The following is a 26216-nucleotide window of genomic DNA, read 5'->3' on the forward strand; positions in this document are numbered from 1 at the left end:
TTCGGGCGATGGCCGTGCGGGATGTCAGGTTGGCTACAGGTTCGGTACTTAGTATCGAGCCGATTATAAAAGTACCTTCCAGGAGACATGCAATGCCTCATGCACAGGATGCAGCCCCCCATGCGGGCGCTGCCGGGACAACTTCGTCCGCAGTGCCGCCATTGCTCGAAATCGACGGCGTCACCCTTCAGTACAAAACCGACGATTACCTCGTCACTGCCGCGCAGCAAGTGAGCTTCAACGTGTATCCGGGCGACCGTTTCGTGCTGCTCGGCCCTTCGGGCTGCGGCAAGTCGACGTTGCTCAAGGCCATCGGCGGGTATCTGCCGCCGGTGCACGGCGAAATCCGTCTCAAGGGCCGCGCGATCAGCGAGCCCGGCCCGGACCGCATGATGGTCTTTCAGGAGTTCGACCAGTTGCTGCCGTGGAAGACGGTGCGTCAGAACGTCGAATTCGCACTCATCGCCAGCGGTCGTCTGAAGGGACGCGAAGCCGCCGAGCGCGCCGCGCATTACATCGAGAAAGTCGGCCTCGCGAAGTTCATCGACAGCTATCCGCATACGCTCTCGGGCGGCATGAAGCAGCGCGTGTCGATCGCGCGCGGCATGGCGATGGAGCCGGACGTGCTGCTCATGGACGAGCCGTTCGCCGCGCTCGACGCGCTCACCCGCCGCAAGATGCAGGACGAATTGCTGCGCCTGTGGGACGACACCCGCTTCACGGTGCTGTTCGTCACGCACGGCATCGATGAGGCGATTCGCATCGGCACACGTATCTTGCTGCTCTCGCCTCACCCGGGTCAGGTCAAGGCCGAACTCAACAGCATCGGCCCGGAGCACCTCGGCACCGCGCAGCAAAGCGAGCTTGAGACACGCATCGATCAACTCCTGTTCGCCACTCACTGAGGATGACGGCCATGAACGCTATTCCTTCGCATCCTTCGCAACGTGCCATGTCGTCCAATGCGGTCAAGACATCGAACGCGCCCATCGAGCCGGTCTACCGTCCGGAGTTCGTGCTGGAGCCGGTGCAGGCCGAACTGTCATCGATTCAGCGCCCGCTCTCCACGTTCGAAACGCTCTATCGCCTGAGCTGGCTGCGCAAGACGGTCATCCTGTGCGTGCTCGCCATCATCTGGGAAATCTACGGACGCTGGCTCGATAACGCCCTGCTTTTTCCGAGCTTCACCGATACCGTTGCCGCCTTCACGAGCGGGCTGACGAGCGGCGTGCTGCTGTTGCGTGCAGCCGTCTCGCTCAAGACGTTGCTGATCGGTTACGGCATCGGGATCGCGCTCGCTGCGGTGCTCACGACGGTGGCCATCAGCTCGAAGATCGGCAACGACCTGCTCGAGACGCTCACCGCCATGTTCAACCCGTTGCCCGCCATCGCGTTGCTGCCGCTCGCGCTCATCTGGTTCGGCCTCGGCAATGGCAGCGTGATCTTCGTGCTCGTGCACTCGGTATTGTGGGCCGTGGCGCTCAACACGCATAGCGGCTTCCGCGGCGTATCGAAGACATTGCGCATGGTCGGGCAGAACTACGGCCTGAAGCGCTTTGCGCTCGTGCAGCACGTGCTGATTCCGGCGGCCTTCCCGAGCATTCTGACCGGCCTGAAAGTGGGCTGGGCCTTCGCATGGCGCACGCTGATCGCCGCCGAACTCGTGTTCGGCGTGTCGTCGGGATCCGGCGGTCTGGGCTGGTACATCTTCGAGAACCGTAACTCGCTGGAGACAGCCAACGTTTTCGCCGGACTGTTCTTCGTGATTCTGATCGGCCTCGCGGTCGAGAACCTGCTGTTCGCACGCATCGAGAAGCGCACGTTGCATCGATGGGGGATGCAGCACTGACACGCGAATAGGGCCGGATTTTCGGCGGCGTCCGATTGACGGCCCTTTACCCGTCTGATGAATAATTCCAACCTGAGTCAAGAAAGACCGGAGACGACATCACCATGAATCGACGCAACCTCGCCCGCTGGGCCAGTGCCCTCGCGCTCGCTGCCACAACAGCGCTCTCCATGCTCGCCCCGCTAGGCAATGTCGCACATGCCGAAGCGAGCACCGTGCGCCTCTCGCACGGTTACGGCATTCTCTATCTGCCGTTGATGGTCATGCGCGACCAGCACCTCGTCGAGAAGCACGCAAAAGCGCTCGGGCTGGGCGACGTGAAGACGACCTGGACGATTCTCGACGGCGGCAATGTCATCAACGACGCCATGCTCGCCGGCAATCTCGATGTGGCGGGCACCGGTGCGCCGGGCTTCGTCACGCTGTGGTCGAAGGCGCACGGCATTCCGCGCTCCGAAGTGATCGGCCTGTCGGCGCTCTCGACCGGGCCGCTCTGGCTCAATACGAACAATCCGAACATCAAGTCGCTCAAGGACTTCACGCCGAAGGACAAGATTGCGATTCCGGGCATCAAGACGTCGCTCTCCGCCGTGCTGCTGCAAATGGCCGTGGCCAAAACGTTCGGCATCGAGAACTATGCCAAGCTCGATCCGCAGACGGTCAGCCTGAGTCATCCGGAAGCCGTGAGCGCGCTGCTCTCGGGCAAAACGGAGATCACGGCACACTTCACCTCACCGCCGTTCTCCTATCAGGAAGTGAAGGACCCGCGCATCAAGCGCGTGCTGAATTCGACGGACGTCCTCGGCAATATAACCATCGACGTCGTATTCGCACCGAAGCAGTTCACCGTGCAGAATCCGAAGCTGGTGCAGGCGATTCTGGCCGCGCAGGAGGAGGCGGCGACCTATATCGCAAAAGATCGCGTGGGCGCCGCACAGACATTCCTGCGCGTATCGAAGATGAACCTGCCACAGGCCGAGATCGAACAGATGCTGGCCGACCCCGGTCTGCAATTCACGACGACGCCTAACGGGCTGATGCAGTACGTGGAGTTCATGGGACGCGCGGGCACGATCAAGACGCGTCCGGCGAAGTGGAGCGATCTGTTCGTGCCGCAGATGGCGGCACGTCAGGGGAGTTAAAGCGGGAGGGGCCACGGCGTGCGGGCCATCCCCCGCGCGAGCGTCAGACAGCGACCGTAGCCGACAGCGTGGCGGGCAAGGCGCCACGCAGCGCATTGCAGACGACGACGGCCTGTGCCGACAGCAAGTCCTCACGCGTGATGACGGCTTCCACAGCGGCCCAGGCCGGATCGTCGAGCATGACGCCCCGCATCACACCGGGCAACACCCCCGAGGACAATGGCGGCGTCGTCCAGATGCCATGGCGTTTGACGAAAACGGAACTGCGTCCGCCCTCGGTCAGTTCGCCCCGATCGTTGAAGAACAGCACGTCGAACGCCCCCTGCGCTTCGGCGGCTTTCCATGCGGCGTCGTAACGTGCGCGCACCGTGGTCTTGTGGCGCAGGAACAAATCGTCCGCGCGTGTCGGGCTCCCGGCGTCGGCCAGCAACACCGTGACGCCGCTACCCGGGAGCGGTTTGAGCGCGCCGTGCGTGATTGTCACTGTGCCGTCGTGCGACAACGCGAGACGCACGCGGTGCACGTCGTCCTCGTTCAGGGTCGCGACAATGGCGTCCAGTGGCTCGCGCACGGCGGTTTCGTCGAACCGGAACCCGAAGTATCGGGCCGACGCGCGCATGCGCGCCAGATGCCGAGCAAGATGCGCCACGCCGGAGATACGCGTCGCCTGCATCGTCTCGAAGATCTCGAAGCCGGGGTCGAGCGCACTCAGGAAACGCGCCTTGAGTTTGCACTCCTCACGCTCTTCCGCCGCTTGGCTGTCGAGCACGATGCCCGCGCCCACCCCGAGTCGTCCGCGACGCATGCCGCGTCCATCCGGCGCGTCGAGTTCGAGCGTGCGGATGGCGACCGACAGGCAGCAGTCACCCAGCGCGTGCGGATCGTCCTGGCGCGCGTCGAGCCAGCCGATCGCCCCGGTATACAAGCCGCGCGGCGACACTTCCAGCTCGCCGATCAACTGCATCGTGCGATGCTTAGGCGCGCCGGTGATCGAGCCGCAGGGGAAGAGTGCGCGTAGCACGTCGGCAAGCGTGACGGTGTCCGGCAGCGCCGCCGTCACCGTGGACGTCATTTGCAATACGCTTGCGAAACGCGTCACCTCGAACAGCTTCGGGACCTTGACCGAGCCCGGAATGGCGAGACGACCGAGATCGTTGCGCAGCAGGTCGACGATCATCAGATTCTCGGCGCGGTTCTTGTCGTCTGCCGCAAGCGCTGCGCTGCGCTGTGCATCGATGAGTGCGTCGCCACACGCCGGCGCCGTGCCCTTCATCGGACGCGCCTCGATCTGGCCTCGCGAATGGCGCAGGAACAATTCGGGCGACAACGAGAGAATGGCCCGCCCCGACATTCCTGTCCCCTTGGCGCCGGGCAGCATGATCAGTGCGCCGTAGGGCACCGGCTGACGCGCACGCAATCGACGATATAGCGCGACGGGCGAGCCGAATACGTCGAAGTTCAGGCGATAGGTGTAGTTGATTTGATAGCACTCGCCTTGCGAGAGCCATTCGTGGATGCGTGAGATGGCATCGTCGAATGCCGCACCGCTCACGTCTGCTTGCAACGCGGCAATTCCTGCCACGCCGGGGGCTGCGAGCGCCGTCGATGCCTGCGGCGATTCCGCAGCGGCATGCGCGCCCCCGCACACCGCGTCCTGACGCGCAAGCCACGCCAGCGTTTGTGCGGCGTCGAGCCGTTGCAAATCTGCGAACAGCAGCGCGCGGAATTGCCCCGGTGCGCGACGCGTCGCCACCGTATGCACGCCGCACGCACGCACGCCGAATTCATAGTCGGCCAGCAGTACGGCGTGAAGCCCGCGACGCGTCGCGTCTTCCACTTCGCGAAGCGCGTCCGAAAGCACACCGGGCTCGTCGCAAGTCACCTCGCGTACGAGCCCGGTATACAGACGCGCCCCACCGACCGGGCCCGCGCTGTCGTCCAACAGCGCGAACGCGGCGAAAGGCGCTTCAGTTTGCATGAAATTACTCGAAGAACTGCTTCACGCGGTCGAACCAGCCCTTCGACTGCGGGCTGTGACGCGCACCGCCCTCCTTCAGGGATGCATCGAAGTCGCGCAGCATTTGCTTCTGGGCATCGTTGAGCTTGACCGGCGTCTCGACCTGCACATGCACGTACAGATCCCCCGGATAGCTCGCACGCAAGCCCTTGATGCCCTTGCCGCGCAGGCGGAACGTCTTGCCCGTCTGGGTGCCTTCCGGCACCTCGAAGGTCGCCTTGCCGTGCAGCGTCGGCGCGTCGATGTCGCCGCCCAATGCCGCCGTCGCGAACGAAATCGGCATCTGGCAGTGCAGATCGTCGCCGTCGCGCTCGAACACGTTGTGCGCCTTGATATGGATTTCCACATACAGGTCGCCGGCCGGACCGCCGTTCACGCCCGGTTCGCCGTTGCCGGACGAACGGATACGCATACCGTCTTCGATACCCGCCGGGATCTTGATCTCCAGCGTCTTGGTCTTCTTGATCTTGCCCGAACCGTGACAGTTCGTGCACGGCTCGGGAATGTACGAGCCGGTGCCGTGGCACTTCGGGCAGGTTTGCTGAACGCTGAAGAAACCCTGAGACATGCGCACCGAACCCGCACCGTTACAGGTCGGGCAGGTCTCGGGCTTGGTCCCCGGCTTCGCACCGTTGCCGTGACAGACTTCGCACTCTTCCCAGCTCGGCACGCGAATCTGCGTATCGAAACCGTTCGCAGCCTGTTCGAGCGTGATCTCCATGTTGTAGCGCAGATCCGCACCGCGATACACCTGCGGACCACCGCGGCCGCCACGACCGCCGGGGCCACCCTGGCCGAAGATGTCGCCGAAGATGTCGCCGAATGCATCCGCGAAGCCACCGAAGCCCTGACCGCCCGCCCCCCCAAAGCCGCCCATGCTCGGGTCCACGCCCGCATGACCGTACTGATCGTAGGCCGCGCGCTTCTCCGGCTCGGAGAGCATCTCGTAAGCCTCTTTGACCTCTTTGAACTTGTCTTCGGCGTCCTTGCTGTCCGGATTACGGTCCGGGTGGTACTTCATCGCCAGCTTGCGATACGCCTTCTTGATCTCGTCGTCCGAGGCGTTCTTGGCAACGCCAAGGACTTCGTAGTAATCACGTTTGGCCATAACTCTTTCCAATGTTGGCGCACGTCGCCATCAGGCAAAAAGCCGGGTCGACCTTCCCCTGACGGAGAACTTCGATACCCGGCCCACACGCGAAGGCCCCGAAGGGGCCCCGCGCGCCATGCACGCTTTACTTCTTGTCGTTGACTTCCTTCACTTCGGCGTCGACGACGTTATCGTCATGCGGCTTGCCTTGCTCGGCGCCTGCGGCACCCGCAGCACCGGCTTGCGCCTGCATGTCGGCATACATCTTCTCGCCGAGCTTCTGGCTGGCGGTACCGAGCGCTTCGACCTTGGCGTCGATTTCCGCCTTGTCCGAACCGCGCAGCGCTTCTTCCAGTGCCGTGATGGCCGACTCGATGGCTTCCTTCTCCGAAGCTTCGACCTTGTCGCCGTACTCGGTCAGCGCCTTGCGGGTGCTGTGCACCAGCGCGTCGCCCTGGTTACGGGCGTCGGCCAGCTCGCGCGCCTTCTTGTCTTCTTCGGCGTTGAGCTCGGCGTCCTTCACCATTTGCTCGATCTCGGCGTCCGACAGGCCCGAGTTCGCCTTGATGACGATCTTGTTCTCCTTGCCGGTTGCCTTGTCCTTCGCGCCAACGTGCAGAATGCCGTTCGCGTCGATGTCGAAGGTCACTTCGATTTGCGGCGTGCCGCGAGCGGCGGGCGGAATGCCTTCAAGATTGAACTCGCCAAGCGACTTGTTGCCGGCGGCCATCTCACGCTCACCCTGATACACCTTGATCGTCACGGCCGGCTGGTTGTCGTCCGCCGTCGAGAACACTTGCGAGTGCTTCGTCGGGATCGTGGTGTTCTTCGCGATCATCTTCGTCATCACGCCGCCCAGCGTCTCGATACCGAGCGAGAGCGGGGTCACGTCGAGCAGCAGCACGTCCTTACGGTCGCCCGAGAGGACCGAGCCCTGAATCGAGGCGCCTGCGGCCACGGCTTCATCCGGGTTCACGTCCTTGCGCGGATCCTTGCCGAAGAACTCCTTGACCTTCTCCTGCACCTTCGGCATACGCGTCATACCGCCGACCAGAATCACGTCGTCGATGTCGCTGACCTTCACGCCGGCATCCTTGATGGCGGTGCGGCACGGTTCGATCGTGCGTGCGATCAGGTCTTCGACCAGCGCTTCGAGCTTGGCGCGCGTGATCTTCAGGTTCAAGTGCTTCGGACCCGAAGCGTCTGCCGTGATGTACGGCAGGTTGATTTCGGTCTGCTGGCTCGACGACAGTTCGATCTTGGCCTTTTCGGCGGCTTCCTTCAGGCGTTGCAGCGCCAGCACGTCCTTCGACAGATCGACGCCTTGTTCCTTCTTGAACTCGCCGATGATGTAGTCGATGATGCGCTGGTCGAAGTCTTCACCGCCCAGGAACGTGTCGCCGTTGGTCGACAGCACTTCGAACTGGTGTTCGCCGTCCACATCCGCGATTTCGATGATCGAGATGTCGAACGTGCCGCCACCCAGGTCATACACCGCGATCTTGCGGTCGCCGCCTTCCTTCTTGTCCAGACCGAATGCCAGTGCGGCTGCCGTCGGCTCGTTGATGATGCGCTTGACTTCCAGACCGGCGATGCGGCCGGCGTCCTTCGTGGCCTGGCGCTGACTGTCGTTGAAGTAGGCCGGCACCGTGATCACGGCTTCCGTGACCGGCTCGCCCAGGTAGTCCTCGGCGGTCTTCTTCATCTTGCGCAGCACTTCGGCGGAAATCTGCGGCGGGGCCAGCTTCTGGTCGCGCGCTTCCACCCAGGCGTCGCCGTTGTCGGCCTTGACGATCTTGTAGGGCATCAGCGAGATGTCCTTCTGCACTTCCTTTTCTTCGAAGCGACGGCCGATCAGGCGCTTGACAGCGTACAGCGTGTTCTTCGGATTGGTCACGGCCTGGCGCTTGGCCGGCGCGCCGACGAGGATCTCGCCGTCATCCATGTAGGCGATGATCGACGGCGTGGTGCGAGCCCCTTCCGCATTTTCGATGATCTTGACCTGATTGCCTTCCATGACGGCCACGCACGAGTTCGTGGTGCCCAAGTCGATACCGATGATTTTGCCCATATTAATTTCTCCTAGCGTCCTTTGCGTCTTTGCGTTGGGCCTGTTGCCCATTCAATTCATTGATCTGCACGAGATATGGGTGCAGCCGGGAACATTTCAAGACCCTTCTTTCGGTCCGGTTTTGCCCCCCGCCGCCGCGATCTTTTCGCGAGCCGCGGCCACCGCCAGCCGGAACTGGGGCAGGCCCTGCCAGCCAGTCGCCCGGCCCAGCTTCTTTCCTTCATGGAAGAAGAAAAACGTGGGGACGCCATGCAAGGCGAAGCGTCGTCCGAGCGCCATGTCGGCGTAGACATTGGCGTGAAACCAGCGCAAGCCCAGTGCTTCGATGGCTTCACGTTGCGCCAGCATGGTCCTCTTGGCGACCTCGCAGTTGAAACAGTCGACGCCCCAGAAGAACACGACGGCAAGGTCGTCCCCCGCCGCGCGCAGCCCGTCGTCGAACGTCCCGGCGGTCAGCTCGCGCATCGAAAACGCCTCGAATGCCGTGCCGTCCACACCTGTCATGCCCGCCAGATCGCCTGCCATGATGGTAAGTCCCTGATGTCCCTCTGCCCCGGCGGCCGTGTCAGCCTGATCGGGACTGACGCCGCCGCCCGTGCCCGCCATCGCGCCATCGCGCCACGTACGCCGGAAATCCGAAGCTTGCCATGATGGTATGGCGCAACCCCGGGCACCGGACGCCGACCGGCCGGATGGCGTCGAGATTACTTGCCTGCCGCGACAGTCACCAGCGCCGGACGCAGCACGCGGTCGGCGATCAGATAACCCTTTTGCAGCACGGCCACGACGGTATTCGGCTCCTGATCGGCCGGGACCATCGAGATGGCCTGATGTTGATGCGGATCGAACTTCGCGCCGACCGGGTCGATGACCGAGACCTTGCTGCGCTCCAGCGCGGAGACCAGTTGGCGCAGGGTCAGGGCGACACCTTCCTGTAGTTTGGCCACGTCGCCGCTCTTGTCGGCGGCGGCAGCTTCCAGGCTGTCGATGACCGGCAGGAGGTTCTCCGCGAAACTCTCGACGGCGAATTTACGGGCCTTGGCCACTTCCTCTTCCGCGCGGCGGCGAACGTTTTCCATCTCGGCGCGGGCGCGCAGCGCTTCGTCACGCAGTCCGGCCGCTTCAGCCTGAGCCGCCTGAAGCTGCGCCTCGACCGAGGGCAGCGCGTCGTTCGCGCCCGCAGCGTCGGTCGGGGCCGCTTCGGCCTGGGACGGAATCGGCTGATCGGGGGTGTTTTGCTGTTCAGTCATGAGCTTGAGTCGTCAAAAGGTTCTTGCAGCGCACCACGACGATGCGCCGCCGGTTCAAATCCCTTCGGATAGTAGGGACGTTCACACCGATTTCAAGAGCTGGCGGGCATCCTATGCGCCATGCCGGTGCGCGCGGTGTACCGATAAATATCCGGTTACACGCGTTACGAGTCCTCTATTGTATCGGCCGTTGCTGCGACCTAACATGAATTACGGTCCGGTTGATGGAAGTGCCTTGTTCGATCTCCGGGCCCGGCCGCTCACCGGACACCCTCTCGTCCGGTGTAGTGTTTTTAAGGAGCGCATCATGAAGCTGCCACTGGCTGTTGTCTTCATCCTTGCGTTGGTGACGACGGTAACGATTACGATCTGCTTGTCCGGCGCCGTGACCCGGCGCGACACCGAGTACGGTGGCGTGCGGGCCGTGCTGCATCACTTTGTGGAAATGCCGGGCATGCCGGGGCATTCGTCGAGTTCGAGTACCGGAATCCCATCGCGTTGATCGTCTCCGGGGTGCATGACCCTTGCGGTCGTGCGCGGTGCCGTTCCCCGGAAGGTTCCGCCGGTCGCGGGACCACAGATTTCCGCTCCCTCCCCCGCCCGCCGCTGTGCGCCTCGCCAGCGGCGGCGTTCCTTCGGGCATTGAAAGCGGCGGCAGACTCGCGAACGTCGTCCGGCCTACTCGCCCATGCCACCAAGACGCCGGCGGTCCCGCTTGGTCGGACGCCCGTGCATCTGCGCGGCGGGCTCCTGATAAAGACGTTTGCGCTCACTCTCGTCAGCACGTGCCTGAATGCTGGCTTCCGTCTCTTCATACAGCGACTGCGCCACGGGCGCCGAGCCGCGGACTTCCGCGATCGCCTTCACCCGCACTTCCCAGCGGGTGCTGCCGTTGTCCACCGACACCAGATCGCCCGGGCGTACGTCGCGCGCCGGCTTGACCCGCGTTTCGTTGCACAACACACGCCCCCGGTCGACCGCCTGCGTGGCCAGCGAACGCGTCTTGAAGAAACGCGCTGCCCACAGCCATTTGTCGATCCGCGTCGCGGCGTGCGGAGAATCGTCGACCTTGACCGTCACGGACGTGCTCCCTGCTCACCCTGACTTTGCATCGGTTCCTGAGCAGCCGCAGCGGCGGCCGCACTGGCTTCCTCGAAGGCCGCCACCGCCGCGACCTGGCGCTGGCGGGTCGACGCCACCGCCGCCGCAGAGGCTTCGGCCTCACCCTGCGGGGACAGCACCGGCCAGCCTTGCAGATGTCGCGCGGCGATCTCGCCCAGCGCCGTGATCCATGCGCTCGCGCCGTTCAGGCAGGGGATGAAGTGGAACGACTTGCCCCCCGCGCCGAGATACGTGTGGCGGGCTTCCATGTTGATTTCTTCGAGCGTTTCGAGACAGTCGGACGTGAAGCCCGGGCAGAACACGTCCACACGCGGCGTGCCGCCCCGGCCCAACTCTTCGAGCGTCGGCGCGGTGTACGGCTGCAGCCACTCGGCCTTGCCGAAACGCGACTGGAACGTGAGACGGCAGGTGGTCTCGTCCAGACCGAGCGCCGCCGCAAGCAGACGCGCCGTCTTCACGCACTGATCGTGATACGGATCGCCGAGATCGAGCGTGCGGCGCGGCACGCCATGAAAGCTCAACAGCAGGCGCTCGCCGGCGGCGAAGTCGGGCCGGCCGTGCTGCTGCCAGTAACCTTCGACCTGCTGGCGCAGCGCCTCGATGTAGGCGGGATGATCGTGATAGTCCCGCACGGTGCGCACGTCGGGCTGATTGCGCAGACGACCGAGCACGCGGAAAACCGCGTCGCTGGCGGTGGCCGTGGTGCTGCTGGAATACTGCGGATACAGCGGCAGAACGAGAATCCGCTCGACACCGTTCTGGCGCAGCGCACGAATGCGCTCCGGAATCGACGGATTGCCGTAGCGCATGGCGTAGTCGACCACGACGTCGTAGTCGTTCGCATGCAGCAGCGCGCGCAGCGCATTCGTCTGATGCTCGGTGTTCACTTTGAGCGGCGAGCCGTCGCGGGTCCAGACCGTTGCGTACTTCTGCGCGGACGCGCGGGAGCGGAACGGCAAAATGACCAGCCGCAGCAGCGGTTGCCACACCCAGGGCGGGATTTCCACGACGCGCGGATCCGAGAGGAACTCGCGCAAGTATCGGCGCACGGCCGCAGGACGCGGCTCGTCGGGCGTGCCGAGGTTGATCAGCAGTACGGCGGTTTTGCCGGACTGGCCATGCGAAATGGGTTCTGGATCGAAGCGCATGGAGCGTACTTTACCGCAAACAGACGGCGAATCCGGTGTGCGGCATGCGTGACATGACGGCCGGCATGGGCGCGAGGCCGGCCAATGGCCAACGCATCGCCCCCATGGAAGATGTCCGCCCATCGCAACGACGCGTTGAGTTTGGGCGCACGATCAGGCGCGCCGATCCCCGCCCGCCTGAGTCGGACGACGCTCCGCACTGGGGTGTTCGTCGCGGTGAACCGCCCCATGCGCGCCATCCGGACGGCTGTCACGTGGTGCCGGCTGGGGGCGCTCCTGCGGTTGCGGCTGCGGTTGCGGCTGCGGCTGCGGCTGCGGTTGCGGTTGCGGTTGCGGATGCGGCTGAGCCTGCGGACGCTCCGGCTGCGGTTGGGGTCTCGGCGCAGGCGGCACGCGCTCCGTCTGCGGTTCGGTGCGCGGCTGTGCACGCTCGATCTGCGGTTGCGGACGTTGTTGGAAGGGCTGCGGCTCCGGACGCGGTGCCGTCTGCCACTGCTGAGGGCGGCGGGCCGGCTCGGTGGTGTCAGGCTGCGCACGCCGCGCGGTGTCCACCGGTGGCGTCGGCTGCGCCCCACGCGCTTGCGCAGGCGCCACAGTGGCAGCAGGGGCATCAGGCAAAGCCGGGGCTTGCGGCGGCTGGCGACGGGACTGCATGTCGCGCTGGGCCGCCTCGTGCCCCGGTTGCGGAACGGACTGCGGCGATTCCATGTGGGCACCGGGCTGACCTTGGCCGACGACACCCGGCGGATGCGGCACCCCGGATGACACCGCCTGCCCCGACCGCTCCGACCGCTCCGACCGCTCCGACCGCTCATTAAGGTCGCCCGGCTGGGACGACACCGCCGGCTGCCCCGGACGATTCTGATAATTGCCGTGCCCCGGATAGGCGGGATAGCCTGGCTCGTTCGGCACACCCGGCATTCCAGGTACACCGGGCTGCCCCGGCATGCCGGTATGGCCCGGAGCGCCCGGAGCGCCCGGTACTCCCGGCTGGCCGGGCACGCCCGGTACACCCGGTACACCATACATCGGCGGGACGGCCCCCGTTGGCGCAAGCGCGCCGTGCGCGGGCGTCGCGCCGACTGCCCCCGTTGGCGCCAATGCCGGCTGCGCCGGCAGCGCACCATTCACCCCATTCGGCCCAATCGGTGCGCCCACCGGCCCGCGCGTACTGACGACGGTCACACGCGGCGCAACTTGCGTCGGCCCGTTCGGGCGGTCTGCCCCCAAATGGCGAACCTGCTGGCCGTTCTGCCCGAACAGCAGCGGCGCACCGCCAGCGTTCGGCACCGTCTGCAGACGGCTCGTCAGTTCGCGCGACGGCGCGCTGCGGGCGGCCGGCGCACGCGTCGCGAGCACTTGGCGGTTGAACACGCCCGCCGGAGGCGCACCCGCGGCCGGTCGGCTGCTGCCGAGCACACTCTGCTGCACCGGCGCCACGCCCGGTGTGTTGCCCACGCGCCAGGTCTGCGCGCCACGCGGCGGCGCGGCCAGCGCGGCCGGGGCGCCGACCGGGCGTCCCTGCACGAACGCCTGCGCCGGCATCGTCGACACCGCGCCGCGCACGTGCTGGTTCACATACACGTTGTTGACGTTGACGTTATTGGTGATATTGGTCGTACGCACGATCGTCGAGCGATTGATGTTCGTGACGTAAGACGAACTGGCGTGATACGCCGGACGATACGGATCGTGCGGGCCAAGGGCGAACCATGCGAGCCCGACGCCGCCCGCAGCGAACGTCACCCCCCACTGATTGCCACCACTGTTGCCCCCGACCCAGCCGACCAGCGCCGGCGCGTACACCGGACGTACCGCCACCGGCCCCGGCACCCAGCACCAGCGCGCATCGACGTAAGCCCAGCGTCCATAGTGATAAGGCGCGAAGCCCCACGGGGCATCGTCCACCCACGTCCAGCCCCACGGATCGACCCACACCCAGTGGCCCGTGCGATAAGGCGCCCAGCCCGACGGCACGTTCGACGGCACCCACACCGCGCCGTAGCTCGGGGTCTCCTGCCACGAACCGTAGTCGTCCAGACTCTCGAAACCGGTCATGTCGCGCGGGACATAACGCGCGGAGACGGAGGCGTCTTCCCGGGCTTCGCGATCGCGCATCCATCGATCGAAGACGTCGGTCACGAGCGGTCCGGTCGGCTGCTGCGTCAGGTTCTGACCCACGAACGCCACGCGCTGCCCCTGCTGGAGCGGCACCGACGCGCCTTGACCGTAAGCCGTCCCCGCACCGCGCCACACGCTTACCGTGGTCACGCCGTTCGGATCGACATCGACACGGTACTCGCCGGCCTGCGTCGGCACGAACGCGAGATTCGGCGTATCGATCTCGTAAGGCCGATTCGGGTCGAAGCTGCGAAGGCGCACGCCCACCGTGCCCTGCGTTACGTTCAGTTGCACATTCTCGTCGGTCACCGCCGAGAGCGTCACACTTGTCGACGCCCCCATGCGCACCGCCGTGCCGCCCACGTGCATCTCGGCGCGGCTGTTGCGGTCGACCCAAATGGCGTCGCCCGTGGTGAGCGGCCGGTTACGATCGGCGTAACGCCACTCGCTGTTACCGGAGGGCGTGGAGGAAGCAGGGGAAGCGTAGGTGACGGTGCCGTCAAACTCGCTCAGCCGGGCCACGCGCCCCGGCGGGTCGGCGCTCTGCGCCTGCGCCACGGCGGGCAACCCCGCCGCGCCGAGCACGCTCAGCGCCAGCCCGACGCTGACCGCACGAACCGAACGAATCGAACGAATCGAACGCGTCGCATAAACCGTCGTCCACCAGGAAATCAGGGAATTCATAAACACTCCGGGCCCTTTTCGATAGGCACGCCGTGCGTGGCGTCGATCCGCCACCGTGTTGCTCTGTCCGAATCCTCTGGGAGGCATCCAGCGTCGAACGACGACCGCCTCGCCACAAGGGACGCTTCGAGCGTAAGCCCACCGCGTGTGACAGCGTGTAAAGGAATGCTACGGGTTTGTAACCGAAAGCGAGGCGCTTCGATGGCGACTGATCGCGCCCTGGCGGTGCATAAGCGGGCGGCCTGAGCGCGGTCTCAGCGCGGTCTGAGCGTTGCCTCAGTGCTGGCTGAGCGCGTTGGAGAGCAGCTTGGCGGTGATATCGACGATGGGAATCACGCGCTCGTAGGCCATGCGCGTCGGCCCGATCACGCCGAGCGTGCCCACGACCTGACCGTCGACTTCGTACGGAGCGGTGACGACCGTCATCTCTTCGATGGGCACGAGGCTGGACTCGCCGCCGATGAAAATCTGCACGCCGGACGCCCGGCTCGACACGTCGAGCAATTGCAGCAGCCCGGTCTTGGACTCGAACACGTCGAACAGCTTGCGCAGCCGCTCCATGTTCGACGAGAGGTCTTCCACGCCCAGCAGATTGCGCTCCCCCGAAATCAGCACGCTCTCGCGCGTGGTGTCGGCCATCGCGTCGCTGCCAGCCTGCACGGCCGCCTGCATCAGCGCACTCATGTCCGAGCGCAGGGCATCGAGTTCGCCGCGCAAGTAAGTGCGCACGTCGTCGAAACTGTGACCGCCGAAGTTGGCGTTCAGATAGTTTGCCGCCTCGACCAGTTGCGCCGGGGAATAATCCTTTTCCGTCAGAATGATACGGTTCTGCACGTCGCCGTCGGGCGTGACGATGATCAGCAACACGCGCTTGTCGGACAGCCGCAGGAATTCGATATGACGGAAGGTCTGGCTGCGGCGCGGGGTGAGCACCACGCCCGCGAACTGCGACAAATGCGAGAGCACCTGCGCGGCGGACGCGACCAGTTGCTGAGGCCCGGCGGGTTGCAAGCTCGTCTGCACTTGCGAGGCCAGATGGTGCACGGCCTCTTCGAGCGGGCGAACCGAGAGCATCGTGTCGACGAACAGGCGATAGGCGCGCGGCGTGGGCACGCGCCCGGCCGACGTATGCGGGCTGGCGACGAAGCCCAGCGCCTCGAGGTCGGCCATGACGTTGCGGATCGTCGCCGGGGACAGATCGAGTCCCGAAAAACGCGAGAGCGTGCGCGAGCCGACCGGCTGGCCATCCGCGATGTACCGTTCGATCAGGGTTTTGAGAAGCGTTTGCGCACGTTGATCTAGCATGGCAAAAATTGTAACGCGAAACGTAGGTACGCGGCGCACGGTGAACGCCGGTACGCGAACCGTTGCAGGCCGTGCGTGGCGATGGTTGCTGTCATCGACTTATGGTGTAATGGCGGCATGAAAACTGGGAGCCCCTTCAAGACCGTGGCGCTCGTCGGGAAGTACCATGCCGACGGCGTCGCCGAACCATTGCTCACGCTTGCGGCATGCATTGCCCAGCGTGGGCATCACGTCGTCTTCGAGCGCGATACCGCGCACAACATCGGCGCCGGCGCCGATCCGTACGGCACGCTCGACATTCAGGAAATCGCCACACAGGCCGATGTGGCCGTGGTGGTCGGGGGCGACGGCACGATGCTCGGCGTCGGCCGACAGCTCGCCGCCGCCAGGGTCCCGCTCATCGGGGTGAACCACGGACGTGTGGGCTTCATCACCGACATTCCGCTCGACGAAATGCGGCAGGTCGTGCCCGCCATGCTCGAAGGGCACTTCGAAGCCGAACAGCGCACGCTGCTGGCCGCACGCATCGAGCGCGACGGCCAGACCCTCTTCGAGACACTGGCGTTCAACGACGTGGTCGTGAACCGTTCGGGCATCTCCGGCATGGTCGAGCTGCGTGTCGACGTCGACGGCCGCTTCATGTACAAGCAGCGCTCGGACGGCCTGATCGTCGCCACGCCCACCGGCTCGACGGCGTACGCGCTGTCCGCCACCGGCCCGATCCTGCACCCGCGCCTGGGCGGCGTGGTGCTCGTGCCGATCGCACCGCATGCGCTGTCCAACCGGCCGATCGTGCTGCCCGATTCGAGCGACATCGTCATCACGATCACGGGCGGACGCGAGGTCGGCGCAAACTTCGACATGCAGTCGTTCGCCGAACTGCGCCAGGGCGACAAGATCCTGGTCGGCCGCTCGGAGCATCAGGTGACGTTCCTGCACCCGGTCGGTTACAACTACTACGCCACCCTGCGCCGCAAGCTGCACTGGAACGAGCATATCTCCGACGAAGATACGCCGCAGAACTGACTTCACGCCTCACCCGACATCCCATGCTACGCAGTCTCTCGATTCGCGATTTCGTGATCGTCGATCGTCTCGATCTGGAATTCTCCGCCGGTTTCACCGTGTTCTCGGGGGAGACCGGCGCGGGCAAATCGATTCTGATCGATGCGCTGGCGCTCGCGATGGGCGAGCGCGGCGACACCAGCATGGTGCGCAACGGGCAGACGCGCGCCGACATCACCGCCGAGTTCGCTGCGGACGCCGAAGCGCGTCCCGACCTCGAAGCGTGGCTTCAGGCGCAGGCGCTCACCCTCGAAGAACACGGCGGCGTGCTGCTGCGTCGCGTACTCGACGCCGGCGGACGCTCCCGCGCCTTCATCAACGGCACGCCCGCCACCCTCGCGCAACTGCGCGAACTCGGGGAGATGCTCGTCGACATTCACGGACAGCACGCGCACCAGCAACTGCTGCGTCCGGACGCACAGCGCCGGTTGCTCGACTCCCATGCGGGCGCCACCGGCCTTGCCGCCGATGCCGCCGCCGCCCACAAGGAGTGGCGTCGCCTCGTGAAGCGTTGCGAGGAGGCGCATGGCCGCGACCGCGAACTGCAACTGGAGCGCGAGCGTCTCGAATGGCAGACGTCGGAACTCGACAAGCTCAATCCGCAGGAAGGCGAGTGGGACGACGTGAGCGCCGAACACCGCCGGCTCTCTCACGCGGCGAGTCTCATCAACGGCGTACAAGGCGCGCTCGACGCCCTGGCCGAAGCGGATGGGGCCATCGTCCCGTCGCTCGGGCACGTGGTGCATCAGATCCGCGAACTGGCGGAGATCGACGCGGGCCTTGCCGATACGCTCGCCGCGCTCGAACCGGCCGAGATTCAACTTCGCGAAGCGGTTCACTCGCTCACGCATTACGCGCAGCGCATCGACCTCGATCCGGAGCGGCTTGCCGTGGTCGAGCAACGTCTCGACGCTTTGCATTCCGCCGCCCGCAAGTTCCGCGTCACCCCCGAGCAGTTGCCTGCGGAACTGGCCGAGCGACGCGCGCAGCTGGAAGAATTGACGGCGTCGGCAGACACGGCCGCCATGCAAGCGGCGGCCGACGCGGCGCACGCGACCTATCTCAAACTCGCCAAGGACCTGTCCAAGGCGCGCGCCAGGGCGGCGGCGTCGCTCGCGCGCGAAGTCACACGCGCGATGCAAGACCTGTCGATGCCCGGCGGACGCTTCGAAGTCGCGCTCACGCCCACACCCGAGCCACAGTCGTTCGGTCTGGAGACGGTCGAATTCCTCGTTGCGGGCCACCCGGGCGTGCCGACGCGCCCGCTCGCCAAAGTCGCCTCGGGCGGCGAACTCGCCCGCATCAGCCTCGCCTTGCAGGTCATCGCCAGCAGCGCAAGTCTCACGCCGACGCTGATCTTCGACGAAGTCGACTCGGGCATCGGCGGCGCCGTCGCGGAAGTGGTCGGCCGTCTGCTGCGAGAGCTGGGTCAGGGACGGCAGGTGTTGTGCGTCACGCACTTGCCGCAGGTCGCCGCACTCGGCCATCAGCATCTGCGCGTGAGCAAGCGCAGCGATGGCGACACGACGATGAGCGAAATCGAACCGCTCGGGCGCAGCGAGCGGGTCGAGGAGATTGCACGCATGCTCGGTGGGGTCGAGATTACCGCCACGACGCGCAAGCATGCGCGGGAGATGCTGGCGCTCTGAAGGACGGCCCGGCGGGCCAGGGCATCTCACGCATCTCAAAATATCGCACGACGTCCCACGACTCGGGCGCGTCCCGGCAGACATGCTGATGCGGCGGGACCTGCCCCACGCCATTGAAAACGAGCGGCGAATCATCGGCCGCCCGTAAACTTTCACGCAACGCCGAAGCGTCAGACTGGCCCGGCGGACGCGAATACCGAATCCCAAAGCGCCATCACCGCATCGCGCTCCGCCTCGATGTCGGCAGCCGGCACGCGCGCCGCCTCCACGCCGTCCAGACGCAACTTGTGCTGACGTTTGCGATACGTCCGATAGGCCGCCCCCGCGTCCTCGGCGAGCTTCGCGTCGATCAGGCCGAGCCCTGCCGCTTCGCGCAGCAATGCGATGTTGCCTGCATTGCGCAACAGCGCCGGGTGCGCGCCCGAGTGCAGCAGCACCAGATACTGCACGGTGAATTCGATATCCACCATGCCGCCCCGGTCGTGCTTCAGATCGAACAGCTTCGTAGGGTTCGGATGCCCTTCGAGCACCTTGCGGCGCATCGCCACGATTTCCTGCGCGAGCGGCAGCGCCTCGCGCGGCGTGGCCAGCACCTGTGCCCGAATGTCCTCGAATGCCGCACCGATGGTCTCGTCGCCCGCACAGAACCGCGCGCGCGTGAGCGCCTGATGCTCCCAGACCCACGCCGTGTTGGCATTGCCTTCACGGAACTGATACTGACGGAAGCTCTCGATGTTCGTCACCAGCAAACCGGACAGCCCGTTCGGACGCAACCGCAGATCGACGTCGAAGAGCATGCCCGCGCCCGTGTGCGTGGTGAGCCACGTGACGAAGCGACGGGCGAGCGCCGCGTAGGCGTCCGGCGCATGCTCGTCGTCATCGTCGTACAGGAAGATCAGATCGAGGTCCGACGCGTAGCCCAGCTCCTTGCCGCCGAGCTTGCCGTAGGCGATGACCGAAAAGCGCGGGACTTCGCGATGACGCGTCGCCACGTGCGGCCAGACGGTCGAGAGCGTCACGTCGACGATGATGTCCGCCAGTTCCGACAGACGGTCGCCGATGGCCTCGACCGACAAGGTGCCCTGCAAATCGAGCAGCAGAATGCGGAAGACTTCCGCGTGATGCGCTCGACGCAAAATGTCCATCTGCACTTCGACGTTGCCCGCCGCGCCCGCCGCGTTCAGGCTCAGCAGCAATTGCGTCTTGAACGACGGCCAGTCGAACGGAGCGGCGAGCGCTTCGTCGTCGAGCAGTTCGTCGAGCAGTTGCGGATGGCTGATCAGATACCCCGCCGCCCAGCGCGACCCTGCGAGCACCTTGACCACGCGCTCGAGCGCGCGAGGATACTCGGTGAGCAGCGCCAGATAGGAACTGCGACGGCTGATCGTGGAGAGCAGATCGAGCATGCGGGCGAGCACGGCGTCCGCCTCGTCCGTGCCTGCCGCACCTTCGACGGCGCGCTGCACGAGTTGATCGAAGCGTCGTCGGCTGATCTCGCCCAGCGCCTTGTAGCGTGACGATGTCCACACGGCGCGCAGGCGGTCGAGCGCGCTTTCGGCGTCGGTGAAGCCCAGACGCGTCAACTGATTGCCGAGATCGCCCGTCTGGGCTTCGTCCGCCAGACATTCGCTCCACAACTCCGGCGGACACTCGCAATCGCCCGTGCCCGATGCGCCGGACGCCGCTTTCCCCTTCTGCCCGCCGCCATTGGCCTTGTCCGCGAAAATCTCGTCGAACTGACCGGCGACGAATTCGCGATGCTCATCGAGCACCGTCATGAACGTCGCTTCGTCGGGGAATCCCATGGCGCGCGCCACAGCGAGACGGTCCTCGCCGGTGGCGGGCAGGATGTGTGTCTGCGCATCGTCCAGGTATTGAATCCGGTGTTCGAGCTTGCGCAGGAAGGCGTAGGCGTTCGCCAGGGCTTCGGCCACGTTTTGCGCCAGCCAGCCGCGCCGCGCCGCCACGCCGAGCACGGCAAGCGTGGGCCGCACGCGCAGTTCCGGCTCCTGCCCGCCGCGAATCAGCTGGAATACCTGTGCCGAGAACTCGACTTCGCGAATGCCGCCGCGCCCGAGCTTGATATCGTTGATGCGAGCCGGTTTGGCGCGTGCGCGGCGCTCGGCCTCATGGCGAATCTGCTCGTGCAGCGCACGAATCGCGCCGATCACGCCGTAATCCAGATAGCGACGGAAGACGAACGGCTGCACTAGCGACGTGAGCAGCCGCTCGACACGCTTGCCCGGCTCGCTCGCGAGTTCGGACACGAGACGCCCCTTGATCCACGCGTAGCGCTCCCACTCGCGGCCCTGCACGTAGAAATACTCTTCCAGCATCGGCAGGCTGCACACGAGCGGCCCCGAATCGCCGTTCGGGCGCAGACGCATGTCCACGCGAAACACATAGCCGTCCGGCGTCAGTTCGGAGATCAGCCCGATCAGCTTGCGCCCGAGCTTGGTGAAGAACTCGTGGTTCGACAGCAAACGCAGACGGCTCGCGGCGGCGGGATCGGCGTCGTCGGGCGGGGTGGTGTCGCCGTCGTCCTCATACAGGAAGATCAGGTCGATATCGGACGAGACGTTGAGTTCGCGCCCGCCGAGCTTGCCCATGCCGACCACACCGAGCGTCTGACGCTCCCCTTCGGCGTTGCGCGGCACGCCGTGAATCGCTTCGAGTTCGCGCGAGAGCACGGCAATGCCCGCCTGCACGGCGAACTCGGCCAGCGCCGTCATGGCCTCGGTCACTTCGGACAACTCGGCGCGGCCATCCAGATCGCGCTGCATGACGGCGCAAAGCGCCTCCACGCGCAGTACGCGCAGGGCCCGCGCGAGCGTCGCTTCGTCCAGACCGGTCGCGCCCCACGGCTGCTCGGGTGGCGACAGCAACGTGCCCGTGATGGCTTCGAAGCGGCGGGCGAGCCAGCGGGCGTCCACCGGATGCTCGGCGAGCGACGGCAACGCCTCGGCCAGCGCGGGGCGACTCGCGAGCATGCGGGCGGCGTATCGCGAGTAGGACTGAATATCGGTTGGGATTTCGGGTGAACTCACTGGCGGGGTTCCGGTCAGCAAAGGATGAAGAGACTTTCGCATGCTTACCCGGGCGCGATGAAACGCCGGATCACACGTCTGTTTCGCCCAAGGCCCGGCCATCGGACGCCCCTGGGCTTGTGTTACAGTCTTTGCCACAGAAACTACCACATTACCTCGTAGACGCGCAGCATGACCGACCGCAAGCCGCCCGCCTCGCCCACTGCGACCCGGTCCTGGTTCTCGTCACTGCCGCGTGGCTTGCGACTGGGTCTGGAATGGCTGCTGGCGCTCGTCGTCATCGTCTACTTCGGGCTGGGCGCCGTGATCCTCGCGACGCGCTACGTCATCCTTCCCCGTGTGTCCGACTACCGCCCGCAGATCGAAGCGGCGGCGACGCGCGCCATCGGTCTGCCCGTCACCATCGGCAAGATCGATGCCGTCTGGCGCGGCTGGCACCCCTATTTATCGCTGGAAGACGTACGCATCACGCCGCCGGCCCAGAGCGCACCGCCCAAGGCATCGACGATCGCCCGCGTGGTCGCGCCGCTGCATCGCCATAGTGCGTCGTCGGCGTCGGCGACACCCTCCGCATCAGCAGCATCGGCGGCATCGGTAGCATCGGTAGCATCGACGGCATCCACTGCGTCCGCGACCGCCCGACCGGCGAGCGATGCTCCCTCGGTGAGCTACGCCCCGCCGGGGGCGCCGCCGCCCGTCGAGCCGAGCCTCACGCTGCACCGGCTCGACGCCGTGCTCTCCTGGACCAGCCTGATACATCTCGACCTGCGTCTGTCGAGTCTTACGCTGTATGAGCCGGACGTGACCGTGGAGCGTCGCGCCGACGGGGCGATCCTCGTGGCAGGCATGCCGGTGTCGGGTAACGACAAGACGGCCGACACCGCCGGGGCCGACTGGGTCATGCGTCAGGCCCGCATCGTCGTGCGCAACGGCACCGTGCGCTGGCGCGACGCCACGCGCGACGTGCCCGAAGTCGTCGTCACGCAAGTCAACGCCATGCTGCGCAATCGCGGCTTCGAGCATCGCTTCGGCATGCAGGCGAATCCACCGCAGGGCATCGTGGCGCCGCTGGACATTCGCGCGCGATTCACCAATCCGCTGTTCGCCCGTCCCGGCGAAATCAAACGCTGGCGCGGGCAACTCTACGGCGACGTCGGTACGCTGGATCTCGCCGAACTCGCACGCTACATCGATCTGCCGGGCAAGGATTCGCGCGGACGCCTGGCCGCCCGCGCCTGGGTCGACTTCGATAACGGCACGATCACCGGGGCGACGCTGCGCGCGGCGGGCGACGCCACGTCCGTGCAACTGGCCGACGATCTGCCACCGCTCACCTTCGACACCGCGCAAGGCCGGATCGACGTCTCACGTATCGGCGCTCAGGCGGACTCGGGCTGGAATCTGCGCGCGCGCGACCTCCACTTGCAGGCCGCCGGACGCCCTTCGCTGGATGTCCCCGAATTGCACGGCAGCTATACGCCCGGCACCGGTGAGCAAGGTCTGCACGTGGCGGTGGCCGGTCAACGCTTCGACATCGGCGCGGCCATGGCGCTCGTGCCGTCGTTGCCCATCGATGCGCAGACGCGCGACACGCTCGCCAGCTTCCGCCCGCGTGGCCGTCTGACGAACTTCGACATCAACTATCAGGCGCCCAAGCCGCATGGCCCGACCAACTGGCGCGACCTGCCGGGCATCAAGCAATTGCCGCCGGAGCGCGATCGCTATCGCGTGGTCGCCGATTTCGACGGCCTCGGGCTCGACAGTCAACCGAGCCAGCACGCGCCCGTGCGTCCGAACGCGCCCAATGCGGGACGCCCCGGCTTCGCCAACCTGAGCGGCCACATCGACGCCGATCAGACACGCGGCAGCCTCTCGCTCAACGCGAAAAACGCCACGCTGGACTTCCCCGGACGCTTCGACCAGCCGCGCATCGACCTCGATACGCTCACGGCACGCACGTCGTGGCGCGTGTCGCATTCGGCGACCAAACGCGACGCCCCTGCGAACGTGCAGGTACGCGTGGACGCCGTACATCTGCAAAACGGCGAACTGACGGGCGACGTGAGCGGCACCTGGCGTAACGGCGGCAAGGGCAACGGCATCGTCGATCTGAAAGGCAACATCGTGCGCGCCAACGCCAATGCGGTGCCGCGCTATCTACCCACGGACATCGGCGCGGGGGTGCGCGACTATCTGCAACGCGCGTTGCTGGCGGGCACGGTGCAGAACGCGCCGTTCGCCGTGCAAGGGGATCTGGAAGACTTCCCGTACGGCAAGGGCGGCGGCAAGTTCCGCATCGATATTCCGCTGGTGGACGTGACGTTCAACCCGTCGCCGCTGCGCCCCGGCCATACGGAGGTCTGGCCGCCCTTCGAGAAAGTGCGCGGCAATCTGCGCTTCGATGCCGACAAACTGCATATCGCCATCGACAGCGGCACGGTTTTCGGCGTCACGCTCACGCAGGTGCAGGGCGATATCGCCGACATCGGACAGGACGACTCCACGCTCACGCTCAAGGGCGACGCGCGCGGCCCCGCGATGGACTTCGTCAAGTATCTGAACAACAGCCCGGTCGGCCACTGGATCGGCGACTTCACCGACGAAACGCGGGCGAACGGCAATGCGCAACTCGCCATGCAACTGTCGATGCCGCTCGACCACACCGACCGCTCGAAAGTGTCGGGCCGGGCGCGCTTTCTGCGTAACGACATCACGCTGATCAACGGCTTGCCGACGTTCGGCGCGGTGGACGGCGAACTGGCGTTCACCGAGCGCGGCATCTCGCTCGAGAACCTGCGCGGCACGTTCCTCGGCGGCGATGTGCGCGCCTCCGGCGGCAGTCGCGAAGACCGCACCATCGTTCTGAACGTCAACGGTCAGATGAGCGCGCAAGGGCTGCGCGAGAACCGCGAGAACGCCACGCTGGCGCAACTGGCCAAGCGCATGACGGGCGGCACACCCTACACGGCGACGGTTACGGTGCGTCAGGGACTGACGGATGTCGCGGTGCAGTCGACGCTGGCCGGGCTCGCAGTGAATCTGCCCGCGCCGCTGGGCAAGAGTGCGGAGACATCGCTGCCGGCCCGCTTTACGATGCGTCCGCAGGCCAACGCAGGCGGGCGCCGCGTCGATACGCTCGACTTCGCGATCGGCAGCGTGCAGGCGAACTACGTGCAGCAGCGCGTTGGCGGCGGACGCGTGGAGGTGCTGCGTGGCGGCATCGGCATCAACCAGCCCGTGCCGGCGCCGCGTGAAGGCGTGCAGGCCTCCGCCCAGTTCGATACGCTCGACGTGGATGCGTGGCGCAACGTGATCGCATCGCTCGGCACCGACGCCGTCACACCGGGCACGCAGGCCACGCCGCCGGCCCCCGCGGCCACGGCCGCCGCAGCGCGCGACGAATTCGGCGCGCTCACCCCATACCTGCCGACGCGCCTCGCGTTACACGCGAGGCAAGTTCGCCTGATGTCGCGTCAATGGCCTGAACTGGTCGTGGGCGCGCAGCGCAACGATCGCGACTGGCAAGTGAGCCTGGCGTCGGAACTTGTCTCCGGCTTTGCCGAGTGGCAGGCGCCGAGCGAGAAGAACCCGTCCGGCGCGGTTCGGGCGCGTCTGGCCAAACTGATCATCCCTCGCGAGGAGCAAGGCAGCGACGTGCTCACGCAGGTGCTCGACGAGCCGAGCGACGAATTTCCGGCCATCGACGTCGTCGCCAACGATTTCGTGCTGCGCGACAAGCCGCTCGGCCGCCTGCAACTGAATGCGCACAACGACGTCGAGGACGGGGTGCCGGTGTGGCAGCTCACCAAGCTGGAGCTGAGCAACAGCGCCGCCACGCTCAATGTGCAAGGCAACTGGCGCACGTCGCGTCGCCGCGCCGCACAAATCGCACAGACCGGCAGCGACGACGACGTGCCCCGCCGCACCGTGCTCGACTTCAATCTCGACGTGAAGAACGCGGGCGGTCTGCTCGACCGTCTCGGCCTACCCAAGACGCTCAAGGACGGCGCCGGCACCGTCTCCGGACGTTTCGGCTGGCGCGGCGGGCCCGACGCCATCGACTACCCGACGCTGGGCGGACGCGTGGCGATCGATCTCAAACGTGGGCAAATCCTGAAAGCCGATCCGGGACTCGCCAAGCTGCTGGGCATTCTGTCGGTGCAAACGCTCGCCAAGATCCTGACGTTCGACTTCAACAGCGTGATCGGCAGCGGCCTGCCGTTCGACAGCATCGACGGCAACGTGACGATGCAGGGCGGCGTGGCGAACACCAACGACCTGACGATCAACGCCAACGCCGCGACCATCAAGATCGACGGCCACACCGACCTCGCGCGCGAGACCCAGGACCTGAACGTGCTGGTGCTGCCGAAGATCAACGCCGCCTCGGCGTCGCTCGCGTGGGCGATCGTCAACCCGGCGCTGGGCATCGGGTCGTTCTTCGCCCAACTGGCGCTCGGCGATCAGCTCTCGCGCACCCTCTCGACGACCTATCACGTCACCGGTTCCTGGGATAATCCGGTCATCGGACAGGGCAGCGGCAATAAGAGTAAGATCAACGCATCCCCGGAAACCCGGCCGGAGGCGCAAATAAGCCCTCAACCCTTCGGCATGCGCGGCCACTGAGCGTTTCCGGGAAGTCGACACGAAAAACCA

General features: G+C 65.9%; 17 protein-coding genes. 7 read left to right on the top strand and 10 right to left on the bottom strand.

Annotated features, from left to right (window positions below; all coding sequences use genetic code 11):
- Positions 1-92: 92 nt before the first annotated feature.
- The 3 genes from PAN31108_RS09315 (at position 93) to PAN31108_RS09325 (ending at position 2991) form a co-directional block, all read left to right on the top strand.
- Positions 93-905, top strand: a complete 813-nt coding sequence (locus PAN31108_RS09315) for an ABC transporter ATP-binding protein (RefSeq protein ID WP_150668589.1) — start codon at positions 93-95, stop codon at positions 903-905.
- A 47-nt stretch (positions 906-952) separates the two neighbouring features.
- On the top strand, positions 953-1849 hold the full coding sequence (locus PAN31108_RS09320; RefSeq protein WP_150668764.1) for an ABC transporter permease: 897 nt from the start codon (positions 953-955) through the stop codon (positions 1847-1849).
- A 104-nt stretch (positions 1850-1953) separates the two neighbouring features.
- Complete coding sequence (locus tag PAN31108_RS09325) at positions 1954-2991, top strand: ABC transporter substrate-binding protein (RefSeq protein WP_150668590.1); 1038 nt, start codon at positions 1954-1956, stop codon at positions 2989-2991.
- Between the two features lie 43 nt (positions 2992-3034).
- Here the strand turns inward: PAN31108_RS09325 and PAN31108_RS09330 are convergent, their stop codons facing one another.
- From PAN31108_RS09330 to grpE, 5 genes are all read right to left on the bottom strand, one after another.
- Complete coding sequence (locus PAN31108_RS09330; RefSeq protein WP_150668591.1) at positions 3035-4969, bottom strand: chorismate-binding protein; 1935 nt, start codon at positions 4967-4969, stop codon at positions 3035-3037.
- 4 nt (positions 4970-4973) lie between these two features.
- Positions 4974-6116 carry a molecular chaperone DnaJ gene (gene dnaJ / locus PAN31108_RS09335; RefSeq protein ID WP_069342006.1) on the bottom strand — a complete coding sequence of 381 codons (1143 nt, stop codon included), beginning with the start codon at positions 6114-6116 and terminating at the stop codon, positions 4974-4976.
- 127 nt (positions 6117-6243) lie between these two features.
- Complete coding sequence (gene dnaK / locus PAN31108_RS09340) at positions 6244-8169, bottom strand: molecular chaperone DnaK (RefSeq protein ID WP_150668592.1); 1926 nt, start codon at positions 8167-8169, stop codon at positions 6244-6246.
- Positions 8170-8265: 96 nt separating this feature from the next.
- Positions 8266-8694, bottom strand: a complete 429-nt coding sequence (locus tag PAN31108_RS09345) for a thioredoxin family protein (RefSeq protein WP_150668593.1) — start codon at positions 8692-8694, stop codon at positions 8266-8268.
- 179 nt (positions 8695-8873) lie between these two features.
- Positions 8874-9419, bottom strand: a complete 546-nt coding sequence (gene grpE, locus PAN31108_RS09350; protein ID WP_150668594.1) for a nucleotide exchange factor GrpE — start codon at positions 9417-9419, stop codon at positions 8874-8876.
- 307 nt (positions 9420-9726) lie between these two features.
- On the opposite strand from grpE, the gene PAN31108_RS09355 reads away from it, so the two are divergent.
- Positions 9727-9921: a hypothetical protein gene (locus tag PAN31108_RS09355; RefSeq protein ID WP_306440137.1), complete on the top strand. Its 195-nt coding sequence runs from the start codon at positions 9727-9729 to the stop codon at positions 9919-9921.
- Between the two features lie 176 nt (positions 9922-10097).
- Here the strand turns inward: PAN31108_RS09355 and PAN31108_RS09360 are convergent, their stop codons facing one another.
- The 4 genes from PAN31108_RS09360 to hrcA all read right to left on the bottom strand — a co-directional run bounded on the left by PAN31108_RS09360 (position 10098) and on the right by hrcA (position 15799).
- The gene (locus PAN31108_RS09360; RefSeq protein WP_150668595.1) at positions 10098-10499 is read right to left on the bottom strand and encodes an RNA-binding S4 domain-containing protein; all 402 of its coding nucleotides are present in this window, start codon (positions 10497-10499) and stop codon (positions 10098-10100) included.
- Positions 10496-11689, bottom strand: coding sequence for a ferrochelatase (hemH, locus tag PAN31108_RS09365; RefSeq protein WP_150668596.1), 1194 nt, complete (start codon positions 11687-11689; stop codon positions 10496-10498). The genes PAN31108_RS09360 and hemH overlap by 4 nt, the downstream gene beginning before the upstream one ends.
- A gap of 153 nt (positions 11690-11842) precedes the next feature.
- Positions 11843-14494 carry a DUF6600 domain-containing protein gene (locus PAN31108_RS09370; RefSeq protein WP_150668597.1) on the bottom strand — a complete coding sequence of 884 codons (2652 nt, stop codon included), beginning with the start codon at positions 14492-14494 and terminating at the stop codon, positions 11843-11845.
- 276 nt (positions 14495-14770) lie between these two features.
- Positions 14771-15799, bottom strand: a complete 1029-nt coding sequence (gene hrcA, locus PAN31108_RS09375) for a heat-inducible transcriptional repressor HrcA (protein ID WP_150668598.1) — start codon at positions 15797-15799, stop codon at positions 14771-14773.
- A 117-nt stretch (positions 15800-15916) separates the two neighbouring features.
- Here hrcA and PAN31108_RS09380 point away from each other — a divergent pair, with 117 nt between their 5' ends.
- Both PAN31108_RS09380 and recN read left to right on the top strand, forming a co-directional pair.
- Positions 15917-16825 carry an NAD kinase gene (locus tag PAN31108_RS09380; RefSeq protein WP_150668599.1) on the top strand — a complete coding sequence of 303 codons (909 nt, stop codon included), beginning with the start codon at positions 15917-15919 and terminating at the stop codon, positions 16823-16825.
- A 23-nt stretch (positions 16826-16848) separates the two neighbouring features.
- Entirely contained in the window at positions 16849-18513 is a 1665-nt protein-coding gene (gene recN / locus PAN31108_RS09385; protein WP_150668600.1) for a DNA repair protein RecN, read from the top strand.
- 170 nt (positions 18514-18683) lie between these two features.
- On the opposite strand, the gene glnE is transcribed toward recN, so the two are convergent.
- Positions 18684-21560: a bifunctional [glutamate--ammonia ligase]-adenylyl-L-tyrosine phosphorylase/[glutamate--ammonia-ligase] adenylyltransferase gene (gene glnE, locus PAN31108_RS09390; RefSeq protein WP_150668601.1), complete on the bottom strand. Its 2877-nt coding sequence runs from the start codon at positions 21558-21560 to the stop codon at positions 18684-18686.
- Between the two features lie 171 nt (positions 21561-21731).
- On the opposite strand from glnE, the gene PAN31108_RS09395 reads away from it, so the two are divergent.
- Complete coding sequence (locus tag PAN31108_RS09395) at positions 21732-26186, top strand: YhdP family phospholipid transporter (RefSeq protein WP_150668602.1); 4455 nt, start codon at positions 21732-21734, stop codon at positions 26184-26186.
- Positions 26187-26216 lie beyond the last annotated feature (30 nt).

This window comes from Pandoraea anhela (genome assembly GCF_902459655.1).
In the GTDB taxonomy this organism is placed as follows: domain Bacteria; phylum Pseudomonadota; class Gammaproteobacteria; order Burkholderiales; family Burkholderiaceae; genus Pandoraea; species Pandoraea anhela.

What these genes read in the sequence shown, in the direction of transcription:
- PAN31108_RS09345 (WP_150668593.1), bottom strand. Translation starts at nt 8,694, where the DNA reads ATGGCAGGCGATCTGGCGGGCATGACAGGTGTGGACGGCACGGCATTC.
- grpE (WP_150668594.1), bottom strand. Translation starts at nt 9,419, where the DNA reads ATGACTGAACAGCAAAACACCCCCGATCAGCCGATTCCGTCCCAGGCC.
- hrcA (WP_150668598.1), bottom strand. Translation starts at nt 15,799, where the DNA reads ATGCTAGATCAACGTGCGCAAACGCTTCTCAAAACCCTGATCGAACGG.
- PAN31108_RS09320 (WP_150668764.1), top strand. Translation starts at nt 953, where the DNA reads ATGTCGTCCAATGCGGTCAAGACATCGAACGCGCCCATCGAGCCGGTC.
- PAN31108_RS09330 (WP_150668591.1), bottom strand. Translation starts at nt 4,969, where the DNA reads ATGCAAACTGAAGCGCCTTTCGCCGCGTTCGCGCTGTTGGACGACAGC.
- PAN31108_RS09315 (WP_150668589.1), top strand. Translation starts at nt 93, where the DNA reads ATGCCTCATGCACAGGATGCAGCCCCCCATGCGGGCGCTGCCGGGACA.
- recN (WP_150668600.1), top strand. Translation starts at nt 16,849, where the DNA reads ATGCTACGCAGTCTCTCGATTCGCGATTTCGTGATCGTCGATCGTCTC.
- PAN31108_RS09380 (WP_150668599.1), top strand. Translation starts at nt 15,917, where the DNA reads ATGAAAACTGGGAGCCCCTTCAAGACCGTGGCGCTCGTCGGGAAGTAC.
- PAN31108_RS09370 (WP_150668597.1), bottom strand. Translation starts at nt 14,494, where the DNA reads ATGAATTCCCTGATTTCCTGGTGGACGACGGTTTATGCGACGCGTTCG.
- dnaK (WP_150668592.1), bottom strand. Translation starts at nt 8,169, where the DNA reads ATGGGCAAAATCATCGGTATCGACTTGGGCACCACGAACTCGTGCGTG.
- PAN31108_RS09325 (WP_150668590.1), top strand. Translation starts at nt 1,954, where the DNA reads ATGAATCGACGCAACCTCGCCCGCTGGGCCAGTGCCCTCGCGCTCGCT.
- dnaJ (WP_069342006.1), bottom strand. Translation starts at nt 6,116, where the DNA reads ATGGCCAAACGTGATTACTACGAAGTCCTTGGCGTTGCCAAGAACGCC.
- PAN31108_RS09395 (WP_150668602.1), top strand. Translation starts at nt 21,732, where the DNA reads ATGACCGACCGCAAGCCGCCCGCCTCGCCCACTGCGACCCGGTCCTGG.
- PAN31108_RS09355 (WP_306440137.1), top strand. Translation starts at nt 9,727, where the DNA reads ATGAAGCTGCCACTGGCTGTTGTCTTCATCCTTGCGTTGGTGACGACG.
- hemH (WP_150668596.1), bottom strand. Translation starts at nt 11,689, where the DNA reads ATGCGCTTCGATCCAGAACCCATTTCGCATGGCCAGTCCGGCAAAACC.